Raw genomic sequence first — 20,354 nt, 5'->3', positions numbered from 1 at the left:
TTTGGCACGCGTATGAAGGCCTTGACCGCTGATAAGCCCAAACCGATGATCCATGTCGCCGGCAAGCCGCTGATCGATCATACACTGGCACTGGCGCAGGACGCAGGTTGTTCTCCGATTGCTGCCAACCTTCACTACAAGGCAGATATGCTGGTGAAGCATCTGGAACCGACAGGTGTCAAAACCATCATCGAGCATCCGGAAATCCTTGAGACCGGAGGCGGGTTGCGGAATGCGTTGCCCGTACTTGGCACGGTCCCTGTTGTGACGATGAATACCGATGCAATCTGGTCCGGTTCGAATCCGGTCACGCTTTTGAAAGAAGCATGGAACCCCGATATTATGGACGGACTGTTGGTTTGTGTCCCAGTGGGGCAGGCAGTCGGCTACACCGGTTCGGGAGACTTTATCCTGACAGAAAATGGCAGCATCGAACGTGGTGATGGCAATGTCTATGGCGGGATACAAATTATCAAAACCGAGTTTCTGCAGCAAATTGAGGAAACCTCATTCTCGTTGAATCAGCTGTGGAACGTGATGTTGGAAGAAGAGCGTCTTTTCGGGCTGCGTTATCCGGGGCAGTGGTGCGACGTCGGTCATCCTGCAGGCATCAAGATGGCCGAAGACATGTTGGGGGCGGGGCGTGTTTGAACCAACTGACGGCCACAGGGTTTTCGGGCTGCCGCCGGGCGTCGATTTTCCGGCAGCCCTTGTGGCGGGACTACGCGAACGCACGATGGGTCAGCCGCCCGAGTCGATGGCTAAAATCGATCTGATCGTGAACACCAGCCGGATGGAACGGCGCTTGAAAGATCTGTTCGACGCCGGATCGCCAGGATTTCTGCCGCGTATAAGGTTGCTGACCGATCTCGATATGCTGGTCCCCGGTCTCACGCTTCCGAAGGCGATTGCGCCGCTCCGCAGGCGGCTTCAACTGGCCCAGCTTGTTTCAAAACTCATGGACGCGGATAGTGATCTGGCACCGCGCGCCTCCCTTTATGCTTTGTCCGATAGCCTAGCCACCCTGATAGATGAGATGCAGGGGGAAGGCGTTAGCCCCGATGCGATCACCGATCTGGATGTGAGCGACCAATCCGGCCACTGGGAACGTGCAAAGCGGTTTCTTGAGATCACCCAGCAATATCTGAACCAGATGGATCAGGTCCCTGATGCACAGGCACGGCAACGCAATCTGGTACTGGCAATTTCAGAGGCGTGGGAAAGTAGTCCGCCGACGAACCCCGTTATCCTTGCCGGTTCAACAGGGTCAAGGGGAACGACCGCCCTGTTGATGGAAGCGGTCGCAAAGCTTCCTCAGGGCGCTGTCATTTTGCCGGGTTTCGACGCGGAGGTCCCATGGACGGACCTTCAGGCATTCAAGGACAGACAGCCGCCCGAGGATCACCCGCAATACCGGTTCTATGCCTTGATGCAGCAGCTTGGCGTACCTGCCTCGCGTATAGAGCGTTGGACGGACATTGATCCGCCTTCTGTTGCGCGAAACCGGTTGGTGTCTCTGTCGCTTTGTCCTGCACCGGTGACGGACAGCTGGCTTACCCAAGGACCCAAGCTTGACGATATCGAAGGAGGAACCGAGAACATAACGTTGTTGGAGGCGCCTACGCCGCGGATAGAGGCGCTGACAATCGCAATGCGAATGCGCAAAGCGGTTGAGGACGGGAAGACCGTCGCGTTGATAACGCCAGACCGTATGCTGACACGGCAGGTGACTTCGGCGTTGGATCGCTGGAACATTCTGCCCGACGACAGTGCGGGGACACCCTTGCATCTCTCTCCTCCCGGTCGGTTTTTGCGGCATGTGGGGAGTTTGTTCGCGCAAAAGCTGGATGCTGAAGTTCTACTGACATTGCTCAAACATCCGCTGACCCATAGCGGCGAAGATCGTAATACGCACCAGCTCAATACCCAGTTGTTCGAGATGCAGGTGCGCAGAAACGGCTTGCCCTATCCGGATGCTGAAGGGATCGAACGCATCATCAACACGACGGTTGGCAGGTTTAATGAGCCGGAAAGCGCAGAGGCGTTTACGCATTGGGCCCATTGGGTTGCCGAAACCTTTTGCGGGCATCAGGCAAAAACCGAACACTCATTGCACGACTGGACACAGGCGCATCTGGCGCTTGCCGAAAGAATTGCCGCAGGGGCACCACAAGACGAAAAACACGAACTTTGGCGGAAGAAAGCCGGACAGAAAGCGCGGGAGGTTTTTGACAACCTTGTTGAGCAATCAGTCCATGGCGGCGAGATGTCAGCCGCGGATTACGCCGATCTCGTCGGCGCTCTTCTGGCCGGCGAAGAAGTGCGTGATGTTGAAGGGCCGCACCCCCGTGTAATGATTTGGGGAACGCTAGAAGCGCGTGTGCAAGGCGCTGACCTGGTCATCATGGGCGGTCTCAACGATGGATCATGGCCAGAAGCGCCGCCGGCCGATCCGTGGTTGAATAGACAAATGCGATTACAGGCAGGTATGCTGCTGCCTGAACGACGTATCGGGCTTTCTGCGCACGATTATCAGCAGGCAATAGCCGCGCCCGAAGTCTGGCTTACACGCTCGATCAGGTCCGATGAAGCGGAGACTGTACCTTCAAGGTGGCTGAACCGATTGATGAACCTGCTGAACGGTTTGCCGATGAAGCGTGGCAGCGCGGCCTTGGATGCCATGCGCCAGCGCGGGGCATACTGGTTAGGTCAGACAACAGCGCTGGAGCAATTCGAAAGTGTAGAGCCAGCGCATCGCCCATCGCCCCGTCCACCACTTTCTGCGCGGCCCAAAAGGTTGTCGGTTACAGAGATCAAAAGACTGATCCGCGATCCCTACGCCATCTACGCGAAACATAGCCTTCGGCTCCGTATGATAAACCCGCTGGTTCAGGTGCCGGATGCGCTTTCGCGCGGTATTGTTGTGCACAGGGTCTTCGAAGTTTTCATCAAGTCGATCCGCGCCGATCATACCCTTCTGACCCGTGACCACCTTATGGAAGTGACGAAAGCCGTTTTGGCAGAAGACGTCCCATGGCCCGCCGCACGTCTGATGTGGCAAGCGAGGATTGAGCGTATCGCCGACTGGTTCGTTCAGAAAGAAACAATCAGGCAAGGTTTCTCAACTCCGGTGCTTTTTGAAAAGGCCGCAGAAGGTAAGCACCGCTTTGAAGACCTTGATTTTGATTTGATTGGATATGCTGACCGGATCGACCGGACAGATGATGGTGATGTTCTGATTTACGACTACAAGACCGGCACACCCCCGTCCGAGAAAGAACAGAAGTTCTTTGATAAGCAACTGCTGCTAGAAGCGGCGATGGTCGAAGAAGGCGGTTTTGCAGAGATTGGTCCCGCGAACGTGGCGAATGCCATTTTCATCGGGCTTGGCGCGACCTCCAAAGAAGTCGCCGCACCGCTGACCGAAGAGCCGCCTCATGCGGTTTTGGCCGGACTACACGAGCTGATTGCCACCTACCTTTTACCGGATCAGGGTTTTACTTCCCGTAGGCTATCGCGTGAAGACGCAGTGGCTGGCGACTACGATCAATTGGCCCGGTATGGCGAATGGGATGGAACTGCCATCGCCAAGCCGGAGGACCTGTCATGATTATGAACGATGCCACCCGCGCTCAGGTCGAAGCAGCGCGTCCCGATGCATCGACTTGGTTGGGTGCAAACGCAGGATCGGGAAAAACACGCGTACTGACTGATAGGGTTGCCCGCTTGCTGCTGAACGAAGTGGAGCCGCAGCACATTCTGTGTCTCACCTATACCAAAGCCGCCGCGTCAGAGATGCAGAACAGGTTGTTCAAGCGTCTTGGCGAATGGGCAATGCTGGAAGACACAGAACTGCGCGACGCGATGGCCGAACTGGGCATCAGCGGCGCGCTGGATAGGGATGCATTGCGTCGCGCACGGACCTTGTTTGCGCTTGCGATTGAGACACCCGGTGGATTGAAGATTCAGACCATCCACTCCTTCTGCGCATCGTTACTGCGACGGTTCCCGTTAGAAGCTGGGGTCAGCCCCCAATTCACCGAGATCGAGGACCGCGCCGCCGATCTGCTCAGGGCCGACATTGTCGACGATATGGCGCAGGGACCGGATGCGCACCTCGTTTCCGCGCTCGCTGCGCTTTACAACGACAACGATTTCAGCAAATTGACCCGCCGTCTGGTGGACAGACGAGACGCGTTCCAACAGGATCTGACCCGCGCCGAGATACTCACCCGACTGGGCCAGCCTGCAGAACTGACAGCCGAAGAACTGCTAAAACAGGTTTTTGTCGGTGACGAGCAGCATTTGATGGCCGAAATTCTTCCGCACCTCATTGCGAAGGGGGGCAACGACAAAAAGGCTGGTGAGAAACTCAAAAATATCACTTCGTTTGATCTGTCGGCTCTACCCGTCCTGGAAGATGTGTTTCTGACAAAGGGCAATGCAGCCGAGCCTTTCAGCGCCAAGATCGGGACGTTTCCAACCAAGCCGACACAGGGCGTGCTTGGCCCTAATCAGTCAAGGTTGGAGACGCTTATGATGCGCGTTGAGGCCGCACGAGAAGCGCGGCTTTCGCTCATGACGGCCGAGCAGACCATCGATTTGCATCGCTTCGCGCAGTCGTTCATTTCGCGCTATGCAAAGGCCAAGCAGGTGCGGGGCTGGCTTGATTTTGACGATCTCATTCTCAAGGCGCGTGCGCTGTTGTTGGACAAGGCTGTCGCAGCATGGGTCCTTTACCGGATTGATGGCGGCATCGATCATATTCTGGTCGATGAGGCGCAGGATACCTCATCGCGGCAGTGGGACATTATCGAAAAGCTGACAGACGAGTTTTACAGCGGGTCAGGTGCACGGGAACGCGCGGAACGTACTCTTTTTGTCGTTGGTGACAAAAAGCAGTCGATCTATTCGTTCCAAGGTGCCGACCCGCTGGAATTCGACCGCCGCAGTCTGACGTTTGAACGCAAAATTCAAGACGCCGGGGAGGTGTTTCAACATCAAAGCCTTGATTATTCTTTCCGGTCCTCAAGCGCGATATTGCGCTTTGTAGACACTGTTTTTGATCCACAAACCATGCCGGATATCGCAAAACAGTCACAGCACATCGCATTCAAGGACAGCCTGCCCGGCCGCGTTGATCTCTGGCCTTTGGTTGAGGTTTCTGACACCGAAGAAGACCGCGATTGGACTGACCCGCTGGACAGGCCCAGCGCACAGAACCACAACGTTGTTTTGGCAAGAAAGATTGCAGAGCAGATCAAAAGCCTCACCGATGGTTCACACTTCATTCCGGATGACGGGCAAGCGAAGGGGACGATCATCAAACGCCCCGTGCGGCCCGGCGACTTTCTGATCCTCGTCCAAAGACGTTCAACGCTGTTCAGCGAAATTATCCGCGCTTGCAAGTCGCTCGAGCTTCCTATTGCGGGGGCTGACAGGCTGAAGGTTGGCGCCGAACTTGCGGTCAAGGATCTTGCCGCGCTGCTGTCTTTTCTGGCCACGCCTGATGATAGTCTGTCCCTTGCAACAGCGCTCAAATCACCGCTTTTCGGCTGGACTGAACAAGAGCTTTTCGATCTGGCGCACCGCCGGACGTCGAGCAGCCTGTGGCAGGCGGTCCGTGACAGAAAAGAAGATTTTCCGTCGACGATGGAAGTTTTGAACGATCTAAGAAGCCAGATCGACTTCCTGCGCCCTTATGATCTGATCGAACGCATTTTGACCCGCCATTCAGGTCGGAAAAAGCTGCTCGCCCGGTTGGGCTCGGAAGCAGAAGACGGCATCAATGCGCTGCTGACCCAAGCGCTTGCATATGAGAGAAACGATATTCCCAGCCTGACCGGCTTTATCGAATGGGTCCAGACAGATGACCTTGAGATCAAACGGCAGGTCGACAGTGCGTCAGATCAAATTAGGGTGATGACTGTCCATGGCTCCAAGGGGCTTGAGGCGCCGATTGTGATATTGCCGGAAACGCAGGATCGAAAGATCGATGTGCGGGACAACATAATCGACATTGATGATCTACCCATTTGGAAACCCGCCGCTGCAGCACAGTCGCGTGTGATCAAAGACCGCCTCGACGAGGTAAAGGACGCGGAGTTGGCCGAGCGTCTGCGGTTGTTATATGTCGCCACAACCCGAGCGGAAAAATGGCTGATTATTGCCGCTGCGGGAAAGGTCTCTGACAGTGGGAATGCTTGGTACAAGACGATCTCACAGGCGATGGATCAGCTGAACGCGACGGAAGTTGGTACTGACGGTATCAGGCGCTTTACCGAGGGCGACTGGGATGGGCTTTCTATTGAAACCAGTCCGGCACCCACCGTTGAAATACCACACCTTGATCCGGTGTTTGATGAACCGCTTCCAATCTTCTCACACGAGAAAATTATCCTGTCACCATCAGACCTTGGCGGAGCCAAAGCGCTACCGGGTGCGGCAGGTGAGGATACAGGATACGCCATGGCCTATGGCACGCTGGTCCATACATTGCTTGAGAACCTGCCGGGTCTGGACGCCGAGTCACAGGCAGTAGTTGCCGATCAACTGACGGAAAACGCCGCACCTGAGACTGCTCAAACCGCGATGGCAGAAGCGCGTGCCGTGCTGGATGCGAGTGAGCTCGCCCATATATTTGACGCGGCAACCTTGGCGGAAGTAGCTGTCAGCGGGCTCATTGGAAATACACGTGTGCACGGCGTCATAGACCGCCTTTTGGTAACGGATGATCACATCCTGTTGGTCGACTTCAAAACAAACCGGACTGTTCCCGACGCTCCTGAAACCTGCCCCGATGGAATATTGCGACAGATGGGCGCCTATGCCGTGTTGGTTTCGCAAATCTACCCCGAGCACAGAGTAGAAACCGCGATCCTGTGGACCAGAACAGCGCAGCTTATGAAGTTGCCAAACGATCTTGTGACAAATGCGATGTGGCAATCAGCCCACCTTGACGCGGCAGGTGCGCGTTCTTAGGTTCTGGCCAACGCAACACTGTCAGGAGAACAGCATGGCCACGGTCGCAGTCACAGACGATACATTCGATGCCGAAGTGAAAAATTCCAGTATCCCCGTTGTGGTCGATTTCTGGGCAGAATGGTGCGGCCCCTGCAAGCAGATCGGCCCGTCTTTGGAAGAGCTTTCAGCCGAGATGGATGGCAAGGTTAAAATCGTCAAAGTGAACGTTGATGATAACCCGAATTCCCCCGCCCAAATGGGTGTGCGTGGTATTCCGGCGCTGTTCATCTTCAAAGACGGTCAGGTTGTATCCAACATGGCCGGTGCCAAGCCGAAAGCAGCACTGCAAAGCTGGATCGAAGAGTCGATCTAAGCATCAGCTTCTACTTATTGTTCAAGGGCGTCCTGTCACGGGGCGCCCTTTTGCTTTGCCAAGCCTGCCCTTGTGTGTCCTGAACACGAAGGCCATATAACCCTTGAAGAAAAGGAGGCCACTCATGGCGAAAAGTGAATTTCCCGGTTGGCATGGGACCACGATCATCGGTGTGAAAAAGAATGGTCAGGTTGTGATTGCCGGTGACGGTCAGGTGAGCCTTGGGCAAACCGTGATAAAAGGCACCGCCCGCAAAGTGCGCCGTCTTTCCCCCGGTGGATTTGATGTTGTCGCAGGATTTGCCGGATCTACGGCTGATGCCTTTACCCTTCTTGAGCGGCTTGAAACAAAACTCGAAGCGACGCCCGGTCAATTGGCACGTGCCTCGGTGGAACTGGCAAAAGACTGGCGGACAGACAAATACCTGCAAAAGCTCGAAGCGATGCTGATCGTGACCGACGGTGAGGATCTGCTGGTGATTACAGGCGCCGGCGATGTGCTTGAGCCGGAGAACGATGTCGCCGCGATCGGGTCTGGCGGAAACTATGCATTGGCCGCCGCGCGCGGGATGATGGACAGCGACCGTGATGCAGAAACGGTAGCCCGCGATGCGATGGCGATTGCGGCAGACATTTGCGTCTATACCAATGGCAATTTGACGGTGGAGAAAATTTCCAAATGACTGATCTGACCCCCCGCGAGATCGTATCTGAACTGGATCGTTTCATCATTGGGCAAAACGATGCAAAGCGTGCCGTCGCTGTGGCCTTGCGCAACCGCTGGCGCCGCAAACAGCTGGGCGATGACCTGCGAGATGAGGTCTATCCCAAGAACATCCTGATGATCGGGCCCACCGGCGTTGGCAAAACCGAAATCAGCCGCCGTCTGGCCAAACTGGCTCGTGCGCCCTTCCTTAAGGTAGAAGCGACCAAGTTCACCGAAGTCGGCTATGTAGGTCGTGATGTGGAACAGATTATCCGCGATCTGGTCGATGCCTCTATCGCCATGACACGCGAACACATGCGCGAAGACGTGAAGGTAAAAGCGCATCGCGCTGCAGAAGAGCGTGTGATTGACGCCATCGCAGGTTCGGAAGCACGCGAAGGTACGCGTGAGATGTTCCGCAAGAAGCTCAAAGACGGTCTGCTGGACGATACAATGATCGATCTTGAAGTCGCCGACACCGCCAGCCCGTTCCCGATGATGGATATTCCCGGTCAGCCCGGTATGGGCGCCGGAATGATGAACCTTGGTGACTTGTTCGGTAAGGCAATGGGCGGACGCACCACCAAAAAGCGTTTGTCCGTGTCTGACAGCTACGAAATCCTGATCGGCGAAGAAGCGGACAAGCTTTTGGACGATGAAACAGTGACCCGCGCCGCGATTGACGCGGTCGAACAGAATGGCATTGTTTTCCTTGATGAGATCGACAAAGTTTGTGCGCGTTCCGATGCAAGGGGTGGTGATGTCAGCCGTGAAGGCGTGCAGCGCGATCTGTTGCCGTTGATCGAAGGAACGACCGTCAGCACCAAACACGGGCCTGTCAAAACCGACCATGTGCTTTTCATCGCGTCAGGTGCCTTTCACATCGCCAAACCTTCCGATCTGCTGCCAGAACTCCAGGGCCGTCTGCCGATCCGGGTTGAACTGCGTGCACTGACCGAGGAAGATTTCGTGCGTATCCTCACAGAAACCGACAACGCGCTGACGCTTCAGTACACCGCGTTGATGGGGACCGAAGAAGTGACCGTTAGCTTTACCGAAGACGGCATCAAAGCGCTGGCGAAAATTGCCGCAGATGTGAACCAGTCGGTTGAGAACATCGGTGCGCGACGGCTTTACACTGTTATGGAACGTGTATTTGAAGAGCTTTCTTTCACTGCGCCGGACAGAGCAGGTGATGTGATCGAGGTGAACGCGGACTTCGTTGAGAAGAATCTGGGCGAACTTACCCGTTCTGCTGACCTGAGCCGCTACGTTCTTTAAATTCCAGCGCCCGAACTTCGGGCGTAGCGTCACGCTTACAAGGGTGGTGGTATTGCTCAAATGGCAATATCACCTTCCCATGCGTGCGGGCAGAGATTGAAATGCCCGACGCGTCTTTGCTTCAGAATGGCGTGACAGAATGCAATATCTCTCGTTTTTACGTGCCAACTGGTTATTCCTGTTGGCCGGTTTCCTGCTTACTTTCACGTCTTCTTATGGTCAGACCTATTTCATCTCGCTGTTCGCAGGCGAGATAAAGACCGACTTTAACCTCACGGACGGGCAGTGGGGCGGGATCTATACCATCGGAACGACCTTATCTGCTGTCGTGATGATCTGGGCGGGCGTCTTGACGGACCGGTTCAGGGTGCGCGCGCTGGCGCTGGTTGTCATGTGCTGTCTGGCTGCGGCCTGCGTTGCGATGTCCGTGAACACATCATGGGTACTGTTGGTCTTTGTTATCTTCGCCCTTCGCCTGACGGGTCAGGGAATGATGTCACAACTGGGTGCTGTCGCCATGGTACGCTGGTTCGAGGCTACCCGAGGCAAAGCATTGTCGCTTTCGTCTATGGGTTTTGCCGCAGGGCAGGCCATCCTGCCTGTCGTCTTTGTCGGCCTTTTCGCAATAGTGAACTGGCGCAGTCTATGGATATTGGCCGCTTGCATCATTGTTGTGACGATACCCTTCTTGCTGCTTTTGCTCAGGCAAGAGCGGACGCCACAGTCGATGGCACAAGAAGCGCAGATTGCGGGGATGCAGGGACATCACTGGTCGCGTGCCCAGATGCTGAAATCCGGCCTTTTTTACATGATGATCCCTATGGTTCTTGGACCATCTGCCTGGGGAACCGCGCTGTTTTTCCAGCAGGTCCACCTGACAGAGGTAAAAGGCTGGGATCTTGTGTCATACGTCGCTTTGATGCCGGTCTATACGCTGGCGACAATCACGGCCACGTTTGTATCAGGCTGGGCAATCGACAGGTTTAGCGTCAGCTGGGTGGTCCCGTTCCAGATGCTTCCTTTCGCGTTGGGCTTTGCTGTGCTTGCCTTTGCTGACACAATTTTTATGGCAGGCGTGGGGCTGACGATCTTTGGTGTCGGACAAGGGCTTCAGGGCACTGCGACCTCTACCTTCTGGGCGGAATACTATGGCACACGTCATATCGGCGCGATAAAATCCGTTGCTGCGGCGTTGATGGTCTTTGGCTCTGCAATCGGGCCGGGTGTCACCGGTGCGCTGATTGATATGGGGATCGATTTTCCTCAACAGATGTTGCCGATCGCGGTCTATTATTTGGCTGCTGCCGCGATGGCGACATTCGGTATCCTGCGCTACAAACCGACTTTGATCCGTTAACGGACCCTGCGCAGATAGACATAGTAAGCACCGCCGCCACCATGACTGATATGGGCCTGACTTACCTGTAGCACGGCAGCAGACAGGGGCGGCATCGCAAGCCACTGAGGCACCTGATGACGCAAGACACCGAACCGCACAGGGATCGGGCCACCTTCATCGCGTTGTTTGCCCTTTCCGGTTATTACCAACACCAACCGTTTGCCCGACTTGTGCGATGACAAGATAAAGCGGGTGAGGGCCGGATGAGCGCGGTCAAGCGTCATGCCATGCAGGTCAATACGTCCTTCGGGGCGCAGTTTGCCGCGCTTCAACTTGCCGAATGCCTTCTGATCCATCTGCACCGGTGCGCTATTGATCTGATCCGGCAATGAAGGAGCCAGATGATGTGTGCTCCGGCGGGCAGGGGGATCAGATTTACCCATCAGGACCGTTTTTGCCTTCCGGATATTTGGTACCGAAGGCGGGCTGGCGTCAATCTCGGGCGTGAAAAGAGATTTCAGGTCAAGCTTCTCCGTACGCTCCGTCACTTTGCGCCAAAGCTCAAGGTCGTCGTCGTTAAGCTGTCCGTGTTTGCGCCGCTGTTTCATATCGCGCTTTCGGGCAGCAGGGCATAGGCGCGTTGAATTGGCATCAGCACGACCATCCTGCCCGGATCGCGCAGACGTCCCGCAGCCTTGCCTGCGCTATCGCCTGTACCAAAGAAAACATCAGCGCGCTGCGCTCCTTTGATCGCTGATCCGGTATCCTGCGCGATCATCAAGCGTCGCAAGGGGTCTTCTCCGTCCTTTTCGACCCAAACGGGAGACCCGAGCTTCACGAAAGAGGGATCAACCGCGATACTGCGCATCGCAGTCACCGAGCGGTTCATCGCACCCAGCGGCCCCTGATCTGCGGGAACCTTACTCACTTCGCGAAAGAACACATAAGAAGGGTTGTGAAACAGCAGGTCACGGCCCTCTACCGGATTGCGGCGCACCCAGTTCTTGATCACATCGGCGCTGACCTGATGCGCGTTATAGATGCCGCGCCTCACCATCTCTTGCCCGATTGAACGATACGGATGACCATTCGCACCCCGGTATCCGACACGGATATAGCCACCATCCGGCAATCGGACCCTGCCGGATCCCTGAATTTGCAAAAAGAACAGTTCAACCGGGTCATCGACCCAAGCGATTTCAAGGCCACGACCGGCCAGTACCGGCGTTTCAAGAATTTCGCGCCGCGTCAGCCAGGGCTTCTGCGCCAGTGCCTCTTGCGGCATCTTGTAGATCGGATACCGAAACCGGTCCGACCGGTAGCGGTCTCCATCAAGCTCGGGCTCAAAATATCCGGTAAACAGCGCGTCCTGCTTGTCATCGATCAAAACAGGCCGGAAAAACAACTCAAAAAACTGGCGGGCATCCGGCCCCTCGTTGGCGAATTTGCAGATCGCACGCCAATCGGGGTCTTTCATGTCTCGGCATGTGTTCAGGAAAACGCGCAGCGCTGCTTCGTGATCGTCTTCTGCCCAACCACTCAGTTGGTCAAAATCGAGAACATCGTATTGCACATCACTCGCATGGACAGGTGCCATCACACCTGTCCCCAGCAAAAGCGAAACCGCAATTGCACGCCTTAACCGTCTGTAGATACCAGCTGCCAATTTGGATCGTCCGAGCCCATGATACGCGCAAAGACCCATGTGTCTTTCTGACGTTTTACATCCGTCAGGCTACCTTCGACAATATCGCCGGCTTCATCGCGTACGGCGGATGTCAACATACCGACAAACCGGATCGTCAGTTCCGCTTCGTTTGTGTCGGGGTCAAGTGATGCATCCATCAGTTCTGTCTCATGCACACCGACAAACTCTGCCTCGATGGTCAGCCCCTGATCTTCCCGCGCCGCAACGCCATCAACGAAGCTTTCATATATCTCTTCGGACAGGAAAGGCTGAATTTCGGCAAGGTTGCCACGCTCGTAACCCATAACGATCATCTCGTACGCCTGACGGGCACCGGTAAGAAAATCGTTAACGCCGAAAGAGGGCTCAAGACGCTTCATGCCTGCCAATGCCTTTCCGGCATCGCTTTCGGCAGGGACATGATCTGTAATATCCAGATCAGGACCGCCCTCAATCACCTCAAAGGCAGGACCGGAGGTTCTTTTGACAGTCGATTGATCGGTCACGGGAGGTTTTTCAAAACCGTCTCGTGTACCCAATACGTTTTTCAGGCGCAGGATAAGGAATACGGCGATACCGGCCAGAACCAGAAGCTGTATCATGGGTGAATTCATTGGGACCTCACGGGACAAAACATGGAAACACGTCGCTTGGGACCTTATGTAGGTCTAGAGAAGGGTTGAGTCCACTCTACCCCATTGAAAAGGACATTTGCCTCATGTGGCTATTGATCGCATTTATCGCTGTTCCACTGATAGAAATCGCTTTGTTTATACAAGTGGGTGGCGCCATCGGGCTATGGCCAACGCTGGCCATTGTGCTGATTACCGCGTTTTTGGGCACATTTCTGGTCCGCACGCAGGGTGCTATGGCGCTGGGCCAACTGCGGAATTCCTTTTCGGAGCTGAATGATCCAACCGAGCCACTGGTGCACGGTGCGATGATCCTTTTTGCAGGCGCTTTGTTGCTGACACCGGGTTTCTTTACCGATGCCCTCGGTTTTGCGCTACTGATCCCCGCCGTGCGGCAGTCCGCTTATCGCGCTATCCGTGCCCGCGTGAACATCCAGTCTTTCGGCGCGCCCGGTGCCGGTCAGCAGCGACCGACATCACGTCCCGACATTATTGAGGGTGAGTTTCATGAAATTGATGACAATGAACCCCGCACCCGAGGGACTTCGGGCTGGACAAAGGATTGAGAGCGCCAGTTCCATCTGCTAAGCCCGCGTGAAACTCATTTACCAGACCGGAGAACCTGATGGCTGAAGAAGAAGCACAAGCACCACAACCGCAGATGCGCGTTTTGGGGCAATTTATCCGCGACCTGTCGTTCGAGAACATTATGGCCCAGAAAGGGTCGGGCGGCGATGTGCAGCCGGATGTCGAGGTTCAGGTCAATCTTGATGCGAAAAAGCGTTCTGCGGAAAACCAGTACGAAAGCTCGATCAAGCTGAACGTAACCTCAAAAGACAAGTCCGGCGATGCGACGCTTTTTGTTCTTGAGGTCGATTATGTTGGCATTTTCCACATCGAGAACATTCCAGACGATCAGATCCATCCGTTTCTGTTGATCGAATGTCCGCGCATGATCTTCCCGTTCCTGCGCCGGATTGTTAGCGATGTTACACGCGATGGCGGCTTCCCGCCGCTGAACCTTGAAAACATTGATTTTGTTTCGCTGTACCGCAACGAAATCGCCCGCCGTCAGGCTGACGGACAACCCAAGGCAGACGCTTAAGTCTTGGACCAAAGAGGGTTGCCGCCCAGTTTGCTGATGAATTCGGCATGGGCGGCCGCCTCACTCTCTGTAAGACGTGATGGCAAAGGGCGCGACCGCGGGCGAGGTGTCCAATGTGTTGTCGCCGATACGTCCGATCCTTCGTTGGCTGATGACAAACCAAAGTCAGGCTGACGCCCCCCGATAAGTTCAAGATAGACTTCGGCAAGGATTTCACTGTCGAGCAAAGCACCGTGCAATGTCCGTGCGGTGTTATCGATGTTGAAGCGACGGCACAGCGCGTCAAGTGATGCCGGTGATCCGGGAAAGCGCTTCCGTGCGATCTCAAGTGTATCAATCGCCTGCTCCCATGGAATCTGGGGCAACTTCATCCAGCTCAGTTCGGCATTCAGAAATTTGATGTCAAATGCCGCGTTGTGGATGACCAGCTTCGCGTCTCCGATGAATTCAAGGAAAGCCCGCCCCACCTCGGCGAACTTGGGTTTGTCGGCGAGGAATTCATCACCCAATCCATGAATTTCAAAAGCACCCTGCGGCATTGAGCGTTCGGGATTGATATACTGATGGTAAGTTCGCCCCGTGGCGACGTGACCCATCAGCTCGACCGCGCCGATTTCGACAATACGATCGCCAGTCTGCGGGTCAAATCCTGTGGTTTCGGTGTCCAGAACGATTTCACGCATTTAGGCGTTTCTCCCTGATATCCTGAACGATCAACTGCACCTGACGGGCGGCATGTGCAACCGTGTCCGTAACGATAATATAGTCCGCGCGTGCAGTTTTTTCACCTGCCGGCAACTGCTTGGCGCGGATCGCCTCAAACTGGGCTTCGGTCATTGTGCCACGTGCCATAACCCGCTGCTTTTGTGTGTCATCATCAATGGTCACACAAGCCACGGCATCAACGCGGTTTTCTCCACCGGTCTCAAACAGCAAGGGAATATCAAGTACGACGATGTCAGCATTGGCAGAGGCGATGAAGGCCGCGCGGTCCTCCCCAACAAGGGGATGGACGATCTTTTCAATCTTTTTGAGCGCTGTCGGGTCCGCCGCAATGATCTCCTTTAGTTTTTCACGCGATACAGCCCCCTCCACGATCGAAGAAGGAAAATCTGCCGCGAACAAAGGAACCGCCGCGCCGCCCCTACTATAGAGACGGTGAACTGCCGCATCAGCATCCCAGAGCGCGCAACCCTCCTGCACAAACATCTCGGCGGTGGTTGATTTTCCCATGCCGATGGAGCCGGTCAGACCAAGAAGAAACATCAGCGCAACGCTGCCGCTCTAGTCGCACGGTCGACCTCGGGCCGTTTCCCGAACCAGCGCTCAAACGCAGGGACCGCCTGGTGCAACAACATCCCCAAACCGTCAACCGTAACGCATCCAACGTCTTCAGCAGTTTCCAAGAGTTTCGTCTTGAGCGGTGAGTACACAAGGTCAGTCACCACAGAATGTGCGCGCAAACCATCCAGCGGCACACGCATCTCGCCTTTGCCGATCATACCGAGCGAGGTGGTATTCACGACCAAGGCAGCGTGGTCGAGCATATTGCCCGCTTGCACCCAGTCGAAAATCCGCAAGCGGCTGCCAAAGTCATCCTTGAGCCTTTCGGCCCGCACACGTGTCCGGTTGGACAGCAGGATTTCAGGCACGCCTGCATCCAGCAAAGAGGCGATCACCGCCCGTGCAGCACCACCCGCACCCAACACTGCAGCCGGTCCGGATTTTGGTATCCACTCCGGCGCGCCCGATTTCAGGTTCTCGATAAAGCCATAACCGTCTGTGTTATCAGCGTGGATCTTACCGTCTTTGCGGAAAATCAACGTGTTAGATGCCCCAATCAGCGTGGCGCGATCTGTCACAAGATCCGCGATCTGCAAGACTTTCTCTTTGTGTGGCAGCGTGACGTTTACCCCGACAAACCCCATCTTTGGCAAGGTCCGGATCACGTTCTCCAGATCGTCCGCGTGGACATTCATCGGAACGTAGTGGCCAGCAATGCCATAGGTTTTCAGCCAGTGCCGGTGGATTTGCGGCGATTTCGACTGCGCAATCGGAGATCCGATGACGCCTGCCAAGGGAATATCAGGCAAATTCATGTCGCTAGGTCTCCGCGTAGTGTCAGATAGTTGATCAGTTCCAAAAGTGGCATACCCAACACGTGAAAGTAATCCCCTTCGATACTCGTGAAGAAACGCACACCTTCTTCTTCAAGCTTATAACTTCCGACGGCATGGCGAATGCTTTCCCAATTTCGGGCAATATAGTCAGATATATAGTCGTCGCTTAGCGTTCTCATCCGTAGACGGACCTGTCCGACGTGCCGCCAAACCGGTTTACCGTCTTCGTAAAGCACTGCCGCAGACAACAATGAGTGACGATCGTTGGATAACAGGCCCAGTTGCTTAATCGCCGCCTGCTCGTTTTCCGGTTTTGACAGCAGCACGCCATGATGATCCAAAACCTGATCACATCCCAGAACCAAAGCGCCTGGATACTTGTCACTCACCTTGCGAGCTTTCATTTCGGCAAGGGTATCGGCAATATCTCTTGGTGTTGCTTCCTCTGCGATCAGCGATTGCTTGATAGTATCCTCATCAATCCGTGCGACTGCTGTCTCGTGCGGCACACAGGCCTGCCGCAGCAGGTCGGCTCTGATCTTGGATCCGGACGCGAGGATGAGAGGTTGGCGCATATGGATAACCTTGTGGATTACATTAAGTCATTGTTAAGGACTTTTAGTGCACATTATCCTTGATGGGTAGAAGCGCATCGATTTCATCTTTTTATGCAGGCGTTATCGGTAACTGTCCCTATGTGGAAAAGAACAAGGTGTGCCTGTGCCCGACTCAATTTGTTCGGGTCTTACCTTTGATTTACGCACATTTCCTGTTTTCAAGAATTATCTTAAACATATGATATAGAACGATATTTTCTGTCCATTTCCCTCTTTATCCACACAATGTGCAAAGTTTGGCCGCAAAGTTCCAACGATGGGTACATCTCATTAATCCACAGAAAATCAGGTCCCTACTTACATCATCATCTTTCTTATCTTCTTTATTATTATAAGAAGGGTTCAAAGACAGGAGAGATGCATGTTGGATTTTCTGGCGATTGCCTACCCATGGGTGAAGGCGCTGCACATCATGTCTGTGATTTCATGGATGGCCGCTCTTTTCTATCTCCCGCGTCTTCTTGTTCATCACACGGAACGTGTCGGATTGGAGGGCGAGACACATTCGCTTTTCACGATGATGGAAGGAAAGCTTGCTAACGTCATCATGCGACCTGCAATGATTGCGACCTGGATATTCGGTTTGGGGCTGGTGATGACACCCGGCATTGTTGACTGGTCCATGATCTGGCCCTGGACCAAACTTGTCGGTGTGGTTCTTATGACTGTGTTCCATGTATGGCTGGTGCGGCGCGTCAAAAGCTTTGCCCTGGGCGAGAATAACCTGACAGGCCGGCAATACCGGATGATGAACGAAGTGCCGACGTTGCTGATGATCCTGATCGTCCTGTCCGTCGTGGTAAAGTTCTGATTGATTGACTCGCAACGCATTGTGAAATAGGTGATCGGCACCGTCCCGTCCGGGATCCGGTGTTTTACGTACACATTCAATTTCGATCAGCTTGGGTTTTTGCCGGGCTGTATAGGGTTATCCATGACAACTGACACACTCAACCTTGCCGATCTGAAGGCACAAACGCCCAAGAACCTTCTTGCGATGGCAGAAGACCTTGAGATCGAAAACGCCTCAACGATGCGCAAAGGTGAGATGATGTTCCAGATTCTGCGTGAACGCGCAGATGAAGGCTGGGAAATCTCGGGCGATGGTGTCCTTGAAGTGCTTCAGGACGGATTTGGTTTTCTGCGCTCTCCCGAGGCGAACTATCTTCCGGGTCCGGACGATATCTATGTTTCGCCCGATATGATCCGCCAATGGTCGCTGCGGACTGGTGACACGATTGAGGGGCTGATCAAGGCACCTGACGACAACGAGCGTTACTTTGCCCTGACCGAAGTGACCAAAATCAACTTCGAGGAGCCTGAGAAGGCCCGTCACAAGGTTGCGTTCGAAAACCTGACCCCGCTTTACCCTGATGAGCGCCTGACGATGGAAGTGGATGATCCTACGGTTAAAGATCGCTCTGCCCGTATAATCGATTTGGTGTCGCCAATTGGTAAGGGCCAGCGTTGCCTTATCGTTGCGCCACCGCGTACCGGTAAAACCGTATTGCTTCAAAACATCGCGAATTCGATCGAGAAAAACCATCCTGAGTGTTATCTGATCGTTTTGCTGATTGATGAACGGCCTGAAGAAGTGACCGACATGCAGCGCTCCGTGAAGGGAGAGGTTGTATCCTCCACCTTTGATGAACCCGCGACCCGCCACGTCGCTGTCTCCGAAATGGTTATCGAAAAAGCGAAGCGTTTGGTCGAACATAAACGCGACGTCGTCATTCTTCTGGATTCGATCACGCGTCTGGGCCGGGCCTTTAACACGGTTGTACCGTCCTCAGGTAAAGTTCTGACCGGTGGTGTTGATGCCAACGCGTTGCAACGCCCAAAGCGTTTCTTTGGTGCCGCACGAAACATTGAAGAAGGTGGTTCTTTGACGATTATCGCGACAGCCTTGATTGATACCGGTTCGCGGATGGATGAAGTGATCTTTGAAGAATTCAAAGGTACGGGTAACTCCGAGATTGTTCTGGATCGTAAGATTGCAGACAAACGTGTGTTCCCTGCGATGGACATTCTGAAATCTGGCACCCGCAAAGAGGACCTGTTGGTTGATAAGATTGATCTGCAAAAGACATTCGTATTGCGCCGGATTCTGAACCCGATGGGTACGACTGATGCGATTGAATTCCTGATCGGGAAGTTGAAGCAGACAAAGACAAACTCCGACTTCTTTGACTCTATGAATACCTAATTGTTATTTAATAACAAAAGGTTATGAGAAATGGACACAATTTACGCGCAGGCCACCGCACAGGGTCGTGCAGGGGTGGCTGTCGTAAGGATTTCCGGCCCTCATGCCTTTGAAGTTGCTGGCAAAATCATGGAAAATGTTCCCGCACCATCTGAAAACGCAGTGCGGAACATTCGCGGCAAGAACGGTGAATTGATTGATCGGGGTCTTGTTCTGACCTTCAAAGGTCCAAAGAGTTTTACCGGCGAAGATGTCGTTGAATTGCACCTGCATGGCAGCATGGCTGTCGTACAGGCGGTGCTGTCTTTGCTTGGAGTTTCCCGCCACACGCGGCTTGCCGAAGCGGGTGAATTTACGCGACGTGCGCTGGAAAACGGAAAGCTTGATCTGGCTCAGGTCGAGGGGCTGGCTGATCTTATTGATGCAGAGACAGAAGCCCAGAGAAAGCAGGCATTACGCGTTCTGTCCGGTCATCTGGGTGCATTGGTAGATGATTGGCGCAAGGATTTGATCCGAGCGGCAGCGCTGTTAGAAGCGACAATCGATTTTGCGGATGAAGAGGTTCCCGTAGATGTGACAGATGAAGTTCGCGATCTGTTGCAAAGAACCAGAGTTTCTATCGAGAAAGAGGTTCGGGGGAATAGGGTAGCTGAGCGGATTCGTAACGGGTTCGAAGTCGCGATTGTTGGCGCTCCAAACGTCGGTAAATCTACTCTTCTCAATTATCTTGCGGGACGGAATGCGGCGCTGACCTCTGACATTGCTGGTACGACGCGGGATATCGTTGAGGTCCGGATGGACGTCGAAAGTTTGCCCGTGACATTCCTCGATACGGCAGGGATGAGAGATACAACTGATGTGGTCGAAGCCATGGGCGTTGAGCTTGCAATTACTCGCGCGCGCGATGCTGATATCAGGGTATTCCTAGTGGAATCTGATGTAGATCTTCCGATAAAGCCAGAATCGGACGATATTGTTCTCCGACCCAAAATGGATGCGTTGCAGGCTGGCGTCATGGGGGTATCCGGAATGACGGGTGCAGGCGTCGACTTTCTGCTAGATCGGATTGCCACGGTGTTGAAGGAGAAAGCCGCGGCCGCTGGAATTTCCACCCATGAGCGCCACAGGCTGGCTATGGTGAACGCACTCGAAGGAATCGCCAGAGTAGAAGGTTTGGTCGTGCGGGGGGCAGATGGATATGATATTGCTGCTGAAGAGCTTCGCTCTGCAACGCGTTCGTTGGAAGCAGTTGTAGGTCGGATCGGCGTAGAAAACCTTTTGGATGAGATTTTCTCAAGCTTCTGTATTGGTAAATGATGGGGTGTT

Annotated in this window: 19 protein-coding genes; 12 read left to right on the top strand and 7 right to left on the bottom strand. The window is 54.4% G+C overall.

Translation table 11 applies throughout. The features are described 5' to 3' along the window. The first annotated feature begins 12 nt into the window (after positions 1-12). The 7 genes from Z946_RS0108400 to Z946_RS0108370 all read left to right on the top strand — a co-directional run bounded on the left by Z946_RS0108400 (position 13) and on the right by Z946_RS0108370 (position 10,679). Positions 13-651 (top strand): nucleotidyltransferase family protein, encoded by a 639-nt coding sequence (locus Z946_RS0108400; protein WP_241461314.1) that lies wholly within the window; start codon positions 13-15, stop codon positions 649-651. Beyond that, positions 644-3,610 carry a double-strand break repair protein AddB gene (gene addB / locus Z946_RS0108395; protein WP_025055287.1) on the top strand — a complete coding sequence of 989 codons (2,967 nt, stop codon included), beginning with the start codon at positions 644-646 and terminating at the stop codon, positions 3,608-3,610. The genes Z946_RS0108400 and addB overlap by 8 nt, the downstream gene beginning before the upstream one ends. Beyond that, entirely contained in the window at positions 3,607-6,981 is a 3,375-nt protein-coding gene (addA, locus tag Z946_RS0108390) for a double-strand break repair helicase AddA (protein WP_025055286.1), read from the top strand. Before addB ends, addA begins: the two co-directional genes overlap by 4 nt. A 34-nt stretch (positions 6,982-7,015) precedes the next feature. Continuing rightward, entirely contained in the window at positions 7,016-7,336 is a 321-nt protein-coding gene (gene trxA, locus Z946_RS0108385; RefSeq protein ID WP_025055285.1) for a thioredoxin, read from the top strand. A 124-nt stretch (positions 7,337-7,460) separates the two neighbouring features. Continuing rightward, positions 7,461-8,018: an ATP-dependent protease subunit HslV gene (gene hslV / locus Z946_RS0108380; protein WP_025055284.1), complete on the top strand. Its 558-nt coding sequence runs from the start codon at positions 7,461-7,463 to the stop codon at positions 8,016-8,018. Then, positions 8,015-9,322, top strand: a complete 1,308-nt coding sequence (hslU, locus tag Z946_RS0108375) for an ATP-dependent protease ATPase subunit HslU (protein ID WP_025055283.1) — start codon at positions 8,015-8,017, stop codon at positions 9,320-9,322. Before hslV ends, hslU begins: the two co-directional genes overlap by 4 nt. Positions 9,323-9,461: 139 nt before the next feature. After that, entirely contained in the window at positions 9,462-10,679 is a 1,218-nt protein-coding gene (locus tag Z946_RS0108370; protein WP_025055282.1) for an MFS transporter, read from the top strand. On the opposite strand, the gene Z946_RS0108365 is transcribed toward Z946_RS0108370, so the two are convergent. The 3 genes from Z946_RS0108365 to Z946_RS0108355 are packed head-to-tail and all read right to left on the bottom strand — an operon-like array spanning position 10,676 to position 12,962. Continuing rightward, positions 10,676-11,269 carry a Smr/MutS family protein gene (locus Z946_RS0108365; protein WP_025055281.1) on the bottom strand — a complete coding sequence of 198 codons (594 nt, stop codon included), beginning with the start codon at positions 11,267-11,269 and terminating at the stop codon, positions 10,676-10,678. The two genes, Z946_RS0108370 and Z946_RS0108365, sit on opposite strands and share 4 nt — an antisense overlap. Then, positions 11,266-12,258: a murein transglycosylase A gene (gene mltA, locus Z946_RS0108360; RefSeq protein ID WP_052836087.1), complete on the bottom strand. Its 993-nt coding sequence runs from the start codon at positions 12,256-12,258 to the stop codon at positions 11,266-11,268. Before mltA ends, Z946_RS0108365 begins: the two co-directional genes overlap by 4 nt. Positions 12,259-12,299: 41 nt before the next feature. Next, positions 12,300-12,962 carry a Tim44/TimA family putative adaptor protein gene (locus Z946_RS0108355; protein ID WP_025055279.1) on the bottom strand — a complete coding sequence of 221 codons (663 nt, stop codon included), beginning with the start codon at positions 12,960-12,962 and terminating at the stop codon, positions 12,300-12,302. Positions 12,963-13,066: 104 nt separating this feature from the next. Between Z946_RS0108355 and Z946_RS0108350 the strand changes: the two genes are divergently transcribed. After that, positions 13,067-13,546: an FxsA family protein gene (locus Z946_RS0108350; RefSeq protein WP_025055278.1), complete on the top strand. Its 480-nt coding sequence runs from the start codon at positions 13,067-13,069 to the stop codon at positions 13,544-13,546. A gap of 59 nt (positions 13,547-13,605) precedes the next feature. Next, the gene (gene secB / locus Z946_RS0108345) at positions 13,606-14,085 is read left to right on the top strand and encodes a protein-export chaperone SecB (protein ID WP_025055277.1); all 480 of its coding nucleotides are present in this window, start codon (positions 13,606-13,608) and stop codon (positions 14,083-14,085) included. On the opposite strand, the gene dnaQ is transcribed toward secB, so the two are convergent. From dnaQ to Z946_RS0108325, 4 genes are read right to left on the bottom strand one after another with little or no spacing between them, the layout of a single operon-like run. After that, positions 14,082-14,768, bottom strand: a complete 687-nt coding sequence (gene dnaQ / locus Z946_RS0108340; RefSeq protein WP_025055276.1) for a DNA polymerase III subunit epsilon — start codon at positions 14,766-14,768, stop codon at positions 14,082-14,084. The two genes, secB and dnaQ, sit on opposite strands and share 4 nt — an antisense overlap. Further along, complete coding sequence (gene coaE / locus Z946_RS0108335) at positions 14,761-15,351, bottom strand: dephospho-CoA kinase (protein WP_037969118.1); 591 nt, start codon at positions 15,349-15,351, stop codon at positions 14,761-14,763. The genes dnaQ and coaE overlap by 8 nt, the downstream gene beginning before the upstream one ends. After that, positions 15,351-16,184, bottom strand: a complete 834-nt coding sequence (locus tag Z946_RS0108330; protein ID WP_025055274.1) for a shikimate dehydrogenase — start codon at positions 16,182-16,184, stop codon at positions 15,351-15,353. Before Z946_RS0108330 ends, coaE begins: the two co-directional genes overlap by 1 nt. Further along, positions 16,181-16,780 (bottom strand): Maf family protein, encoded by a 600-nt coding sequence (locus Z946_RS0108325; RefSeq protein WP_025055273.1) that lies wholly within the window; start codon positions 16,778-16,780, stop codon positions 16,181-16,183. Before Z946_RS0108325 ends, Z946_RS0108330 begins: the two co-directional genes overlap by 4 nt. 403 nt (positions 16,781-17,183) lie before the next feature. Here Z946_RS0108325 and Z946_RS0108320 point away from each other — a divergent pair, with 403 nt between their 5' ends. From Z946_RS0108320 to mnmE, 3 genes are all read left to right on the top strand, one after another. Next, positions 17,184-17,633, top strand: coding sequence for a CopD family protein (locus tag Z946_RS0108320; RefSeq protein ID WP_025055272.1), 450 nt, complete (start codon positions 17,184-17,186; stop codon positions 17,631-17,633). 123 nt (positions 17,634-17,756) lie between these two features. Next, on the top strand, positions 17,757-19,028 hold the full coding sequence (gene rho / locus Z946_RS0108315; RefSeq protein ID WP_025055271.1) for a transcription termination factor Rho: 1,272 nt from the start codon (positions 17,757-17,759) through the stop codon (positions 19,026-19,028). Positions 19,029-19,058: 30 nt separating this feature from the next. Beyond that, positions 19,059-20,345: a tRNA uridine-5-carboxymethylaminomethyl(34) synthesis GTPase MnmE gene (mnmE, locus tag Z946_RS0108310; protein WP_025055270.1), complete on the top strand. Its 1,287-nt coding sequence runs from the start codon at positions 19,059-19,061 to the stop codon at positions 20,343-20,345. Positions 20,346-20,354: the final 9 nt, after the last annotated feature.

Origin of the sequence: Sulfitobacter noctilucicola (assembly GCF_000622385.1) — a bacterium.
Lineage (GTDB): Bacteria > Pseudomonadota > Alphaproteobacteria > Rhodobacterales > Rhodobacteraceae > Sulfitobacter > Sulfitobacter noctilucicola.
Note: the sequence above shows the minus strand (reverse complement) of the source record. Positions and strands in the feature narration are given on the sequence as shown.

What these genes read in the sequence shown, in the direction of transcription:
- mnmE (WP_025055270.1), top strand. Translation starts at nt 19,059, where the DNA reads ATGGACACAATTTACGCGCAGGCCACCGCACAGGGTCGTGCAGGGGTG.
- Z946_RS0108320 (WP_025055272.1), top strand. Translation starts at nt 17,184, where the DNA reads ATGTTGGATTTTCTGGCGATTGCCTACCCATGGGTGAAGGCGCTGCAC.
- hslV (WP_025055284.1), top strand. Translation starts at nt 7,461, where the DNA reads ATGGCGAAAAGTGAATTTCCCGGTTGGCATGGGACCACGATCATCGGT.
- Z946_RS0108350 (WP_025055278.1), top strand. Translation starts at nt 13,067, where the DNA reads ATGTGGCTATTGATCGCATTTATCGCTGTTCCACTGATAGAAATCGCT.
- coaE (WP_037969118.1), bottom strand. Translation starts at nt 15,351, where the DNA reads ATGTTTCTTCTTGGTCTGACCGGCTCCATCGGCATGGGAAAATCAACC.
- Z946_RS0108365 (WP_025055281.1), bottom strand. Translation starts at nt 11,269, where the DNA reads ATGAAACAGCGGCGCAAACACGGACAGCTTAACGACGACGACCTTGAG.
- Z946_RS0108325 (WP_025055273.1), bottom strand. Translation starts at nt 16,780, where the DNA reads ATGCGCCAACCTCTCATCCTCGCGTCCGGATCCAAGATCAGAGCCGAC.
- Z946_RS0108355 (WP_025055279.1), bottom strand. Translation starts at nt 12,962, where the DNA reads ATGAATTCACCCATGATACAGCTTCTGGTTCTGGCCGGTATCGCCGTA.
- hslU (WP_025055283.1), top strand. Translation starts at nt 8,015, where the DNA reads ATGACTGATCTGACCCCCCGCGAGATCGTATCTGAACTGGATCGTTTC.
- Z946_RS0108330 (WP_025055274.1), bottom strand. Translation starts at nt 16,184, where the DNA reads ATGAATTTGCCTGATATTCCCTTGGCAGGCGTCATCGGATCTCCGATT.
- rho (WP_025055271.1), top strand. Translation starts at nt 17,757, where the DNA reads ATGACAACTGACACACTCAACCTTGCCGATCTGAAGGCACAAACGCCC.
- dnaQ (WP_025055276.1), bottom strand. Translation starts at nt 14,768, where the DNA reads ATGCGTGAAATCGTTCTGGACACCGAAACCACAGGATTTGACCCGCAG.
- Z946_RS0108400 (WP_241461314.1), top strand. Translation starts at nt 13, where the DNA reads ATGAAGGCCTTGACCGCTGATAAGCCCAAACCGATGATCCATGTCGCC.
- trxA (WP_025055285.1), top strand. Translation starts at nt 7,016, where the DNA reads ATGGCCACGGTCGCAGTCACAGACGATACATTCGATGCCGAAGTGAAA.
- mltA (WP_052836087.1), bottom strand. Translation starts at nt 12,258, where the DNA reads ATGGCACCTGTCCATGCGAGTGATGTGCAATACGATGTTCTCGATTTT.
- secB (WP_025055277.1), top strand. Translation starts at nt 13,606, where the DNA reads ATGGCTGAAGAAGAAGCACAAGCACCACAACCGCAGATGCGCGTTTTG.
- addA (WP_025055286.1), top strand. Translation starts at nt 3,607, where the DNA reads ATGATTATGAACGATGCCACCCGCGCTCAGGTCGAAGCAGCGCGTCCC.
- Z946_RS0108370 (WP_025055282.1), top strand. Translation starts at nt 9,462, where the DNA reads ATGCAATATCTCTCGTTTTTACGTGCCAACTGGTTATTCCTGTTGGCC.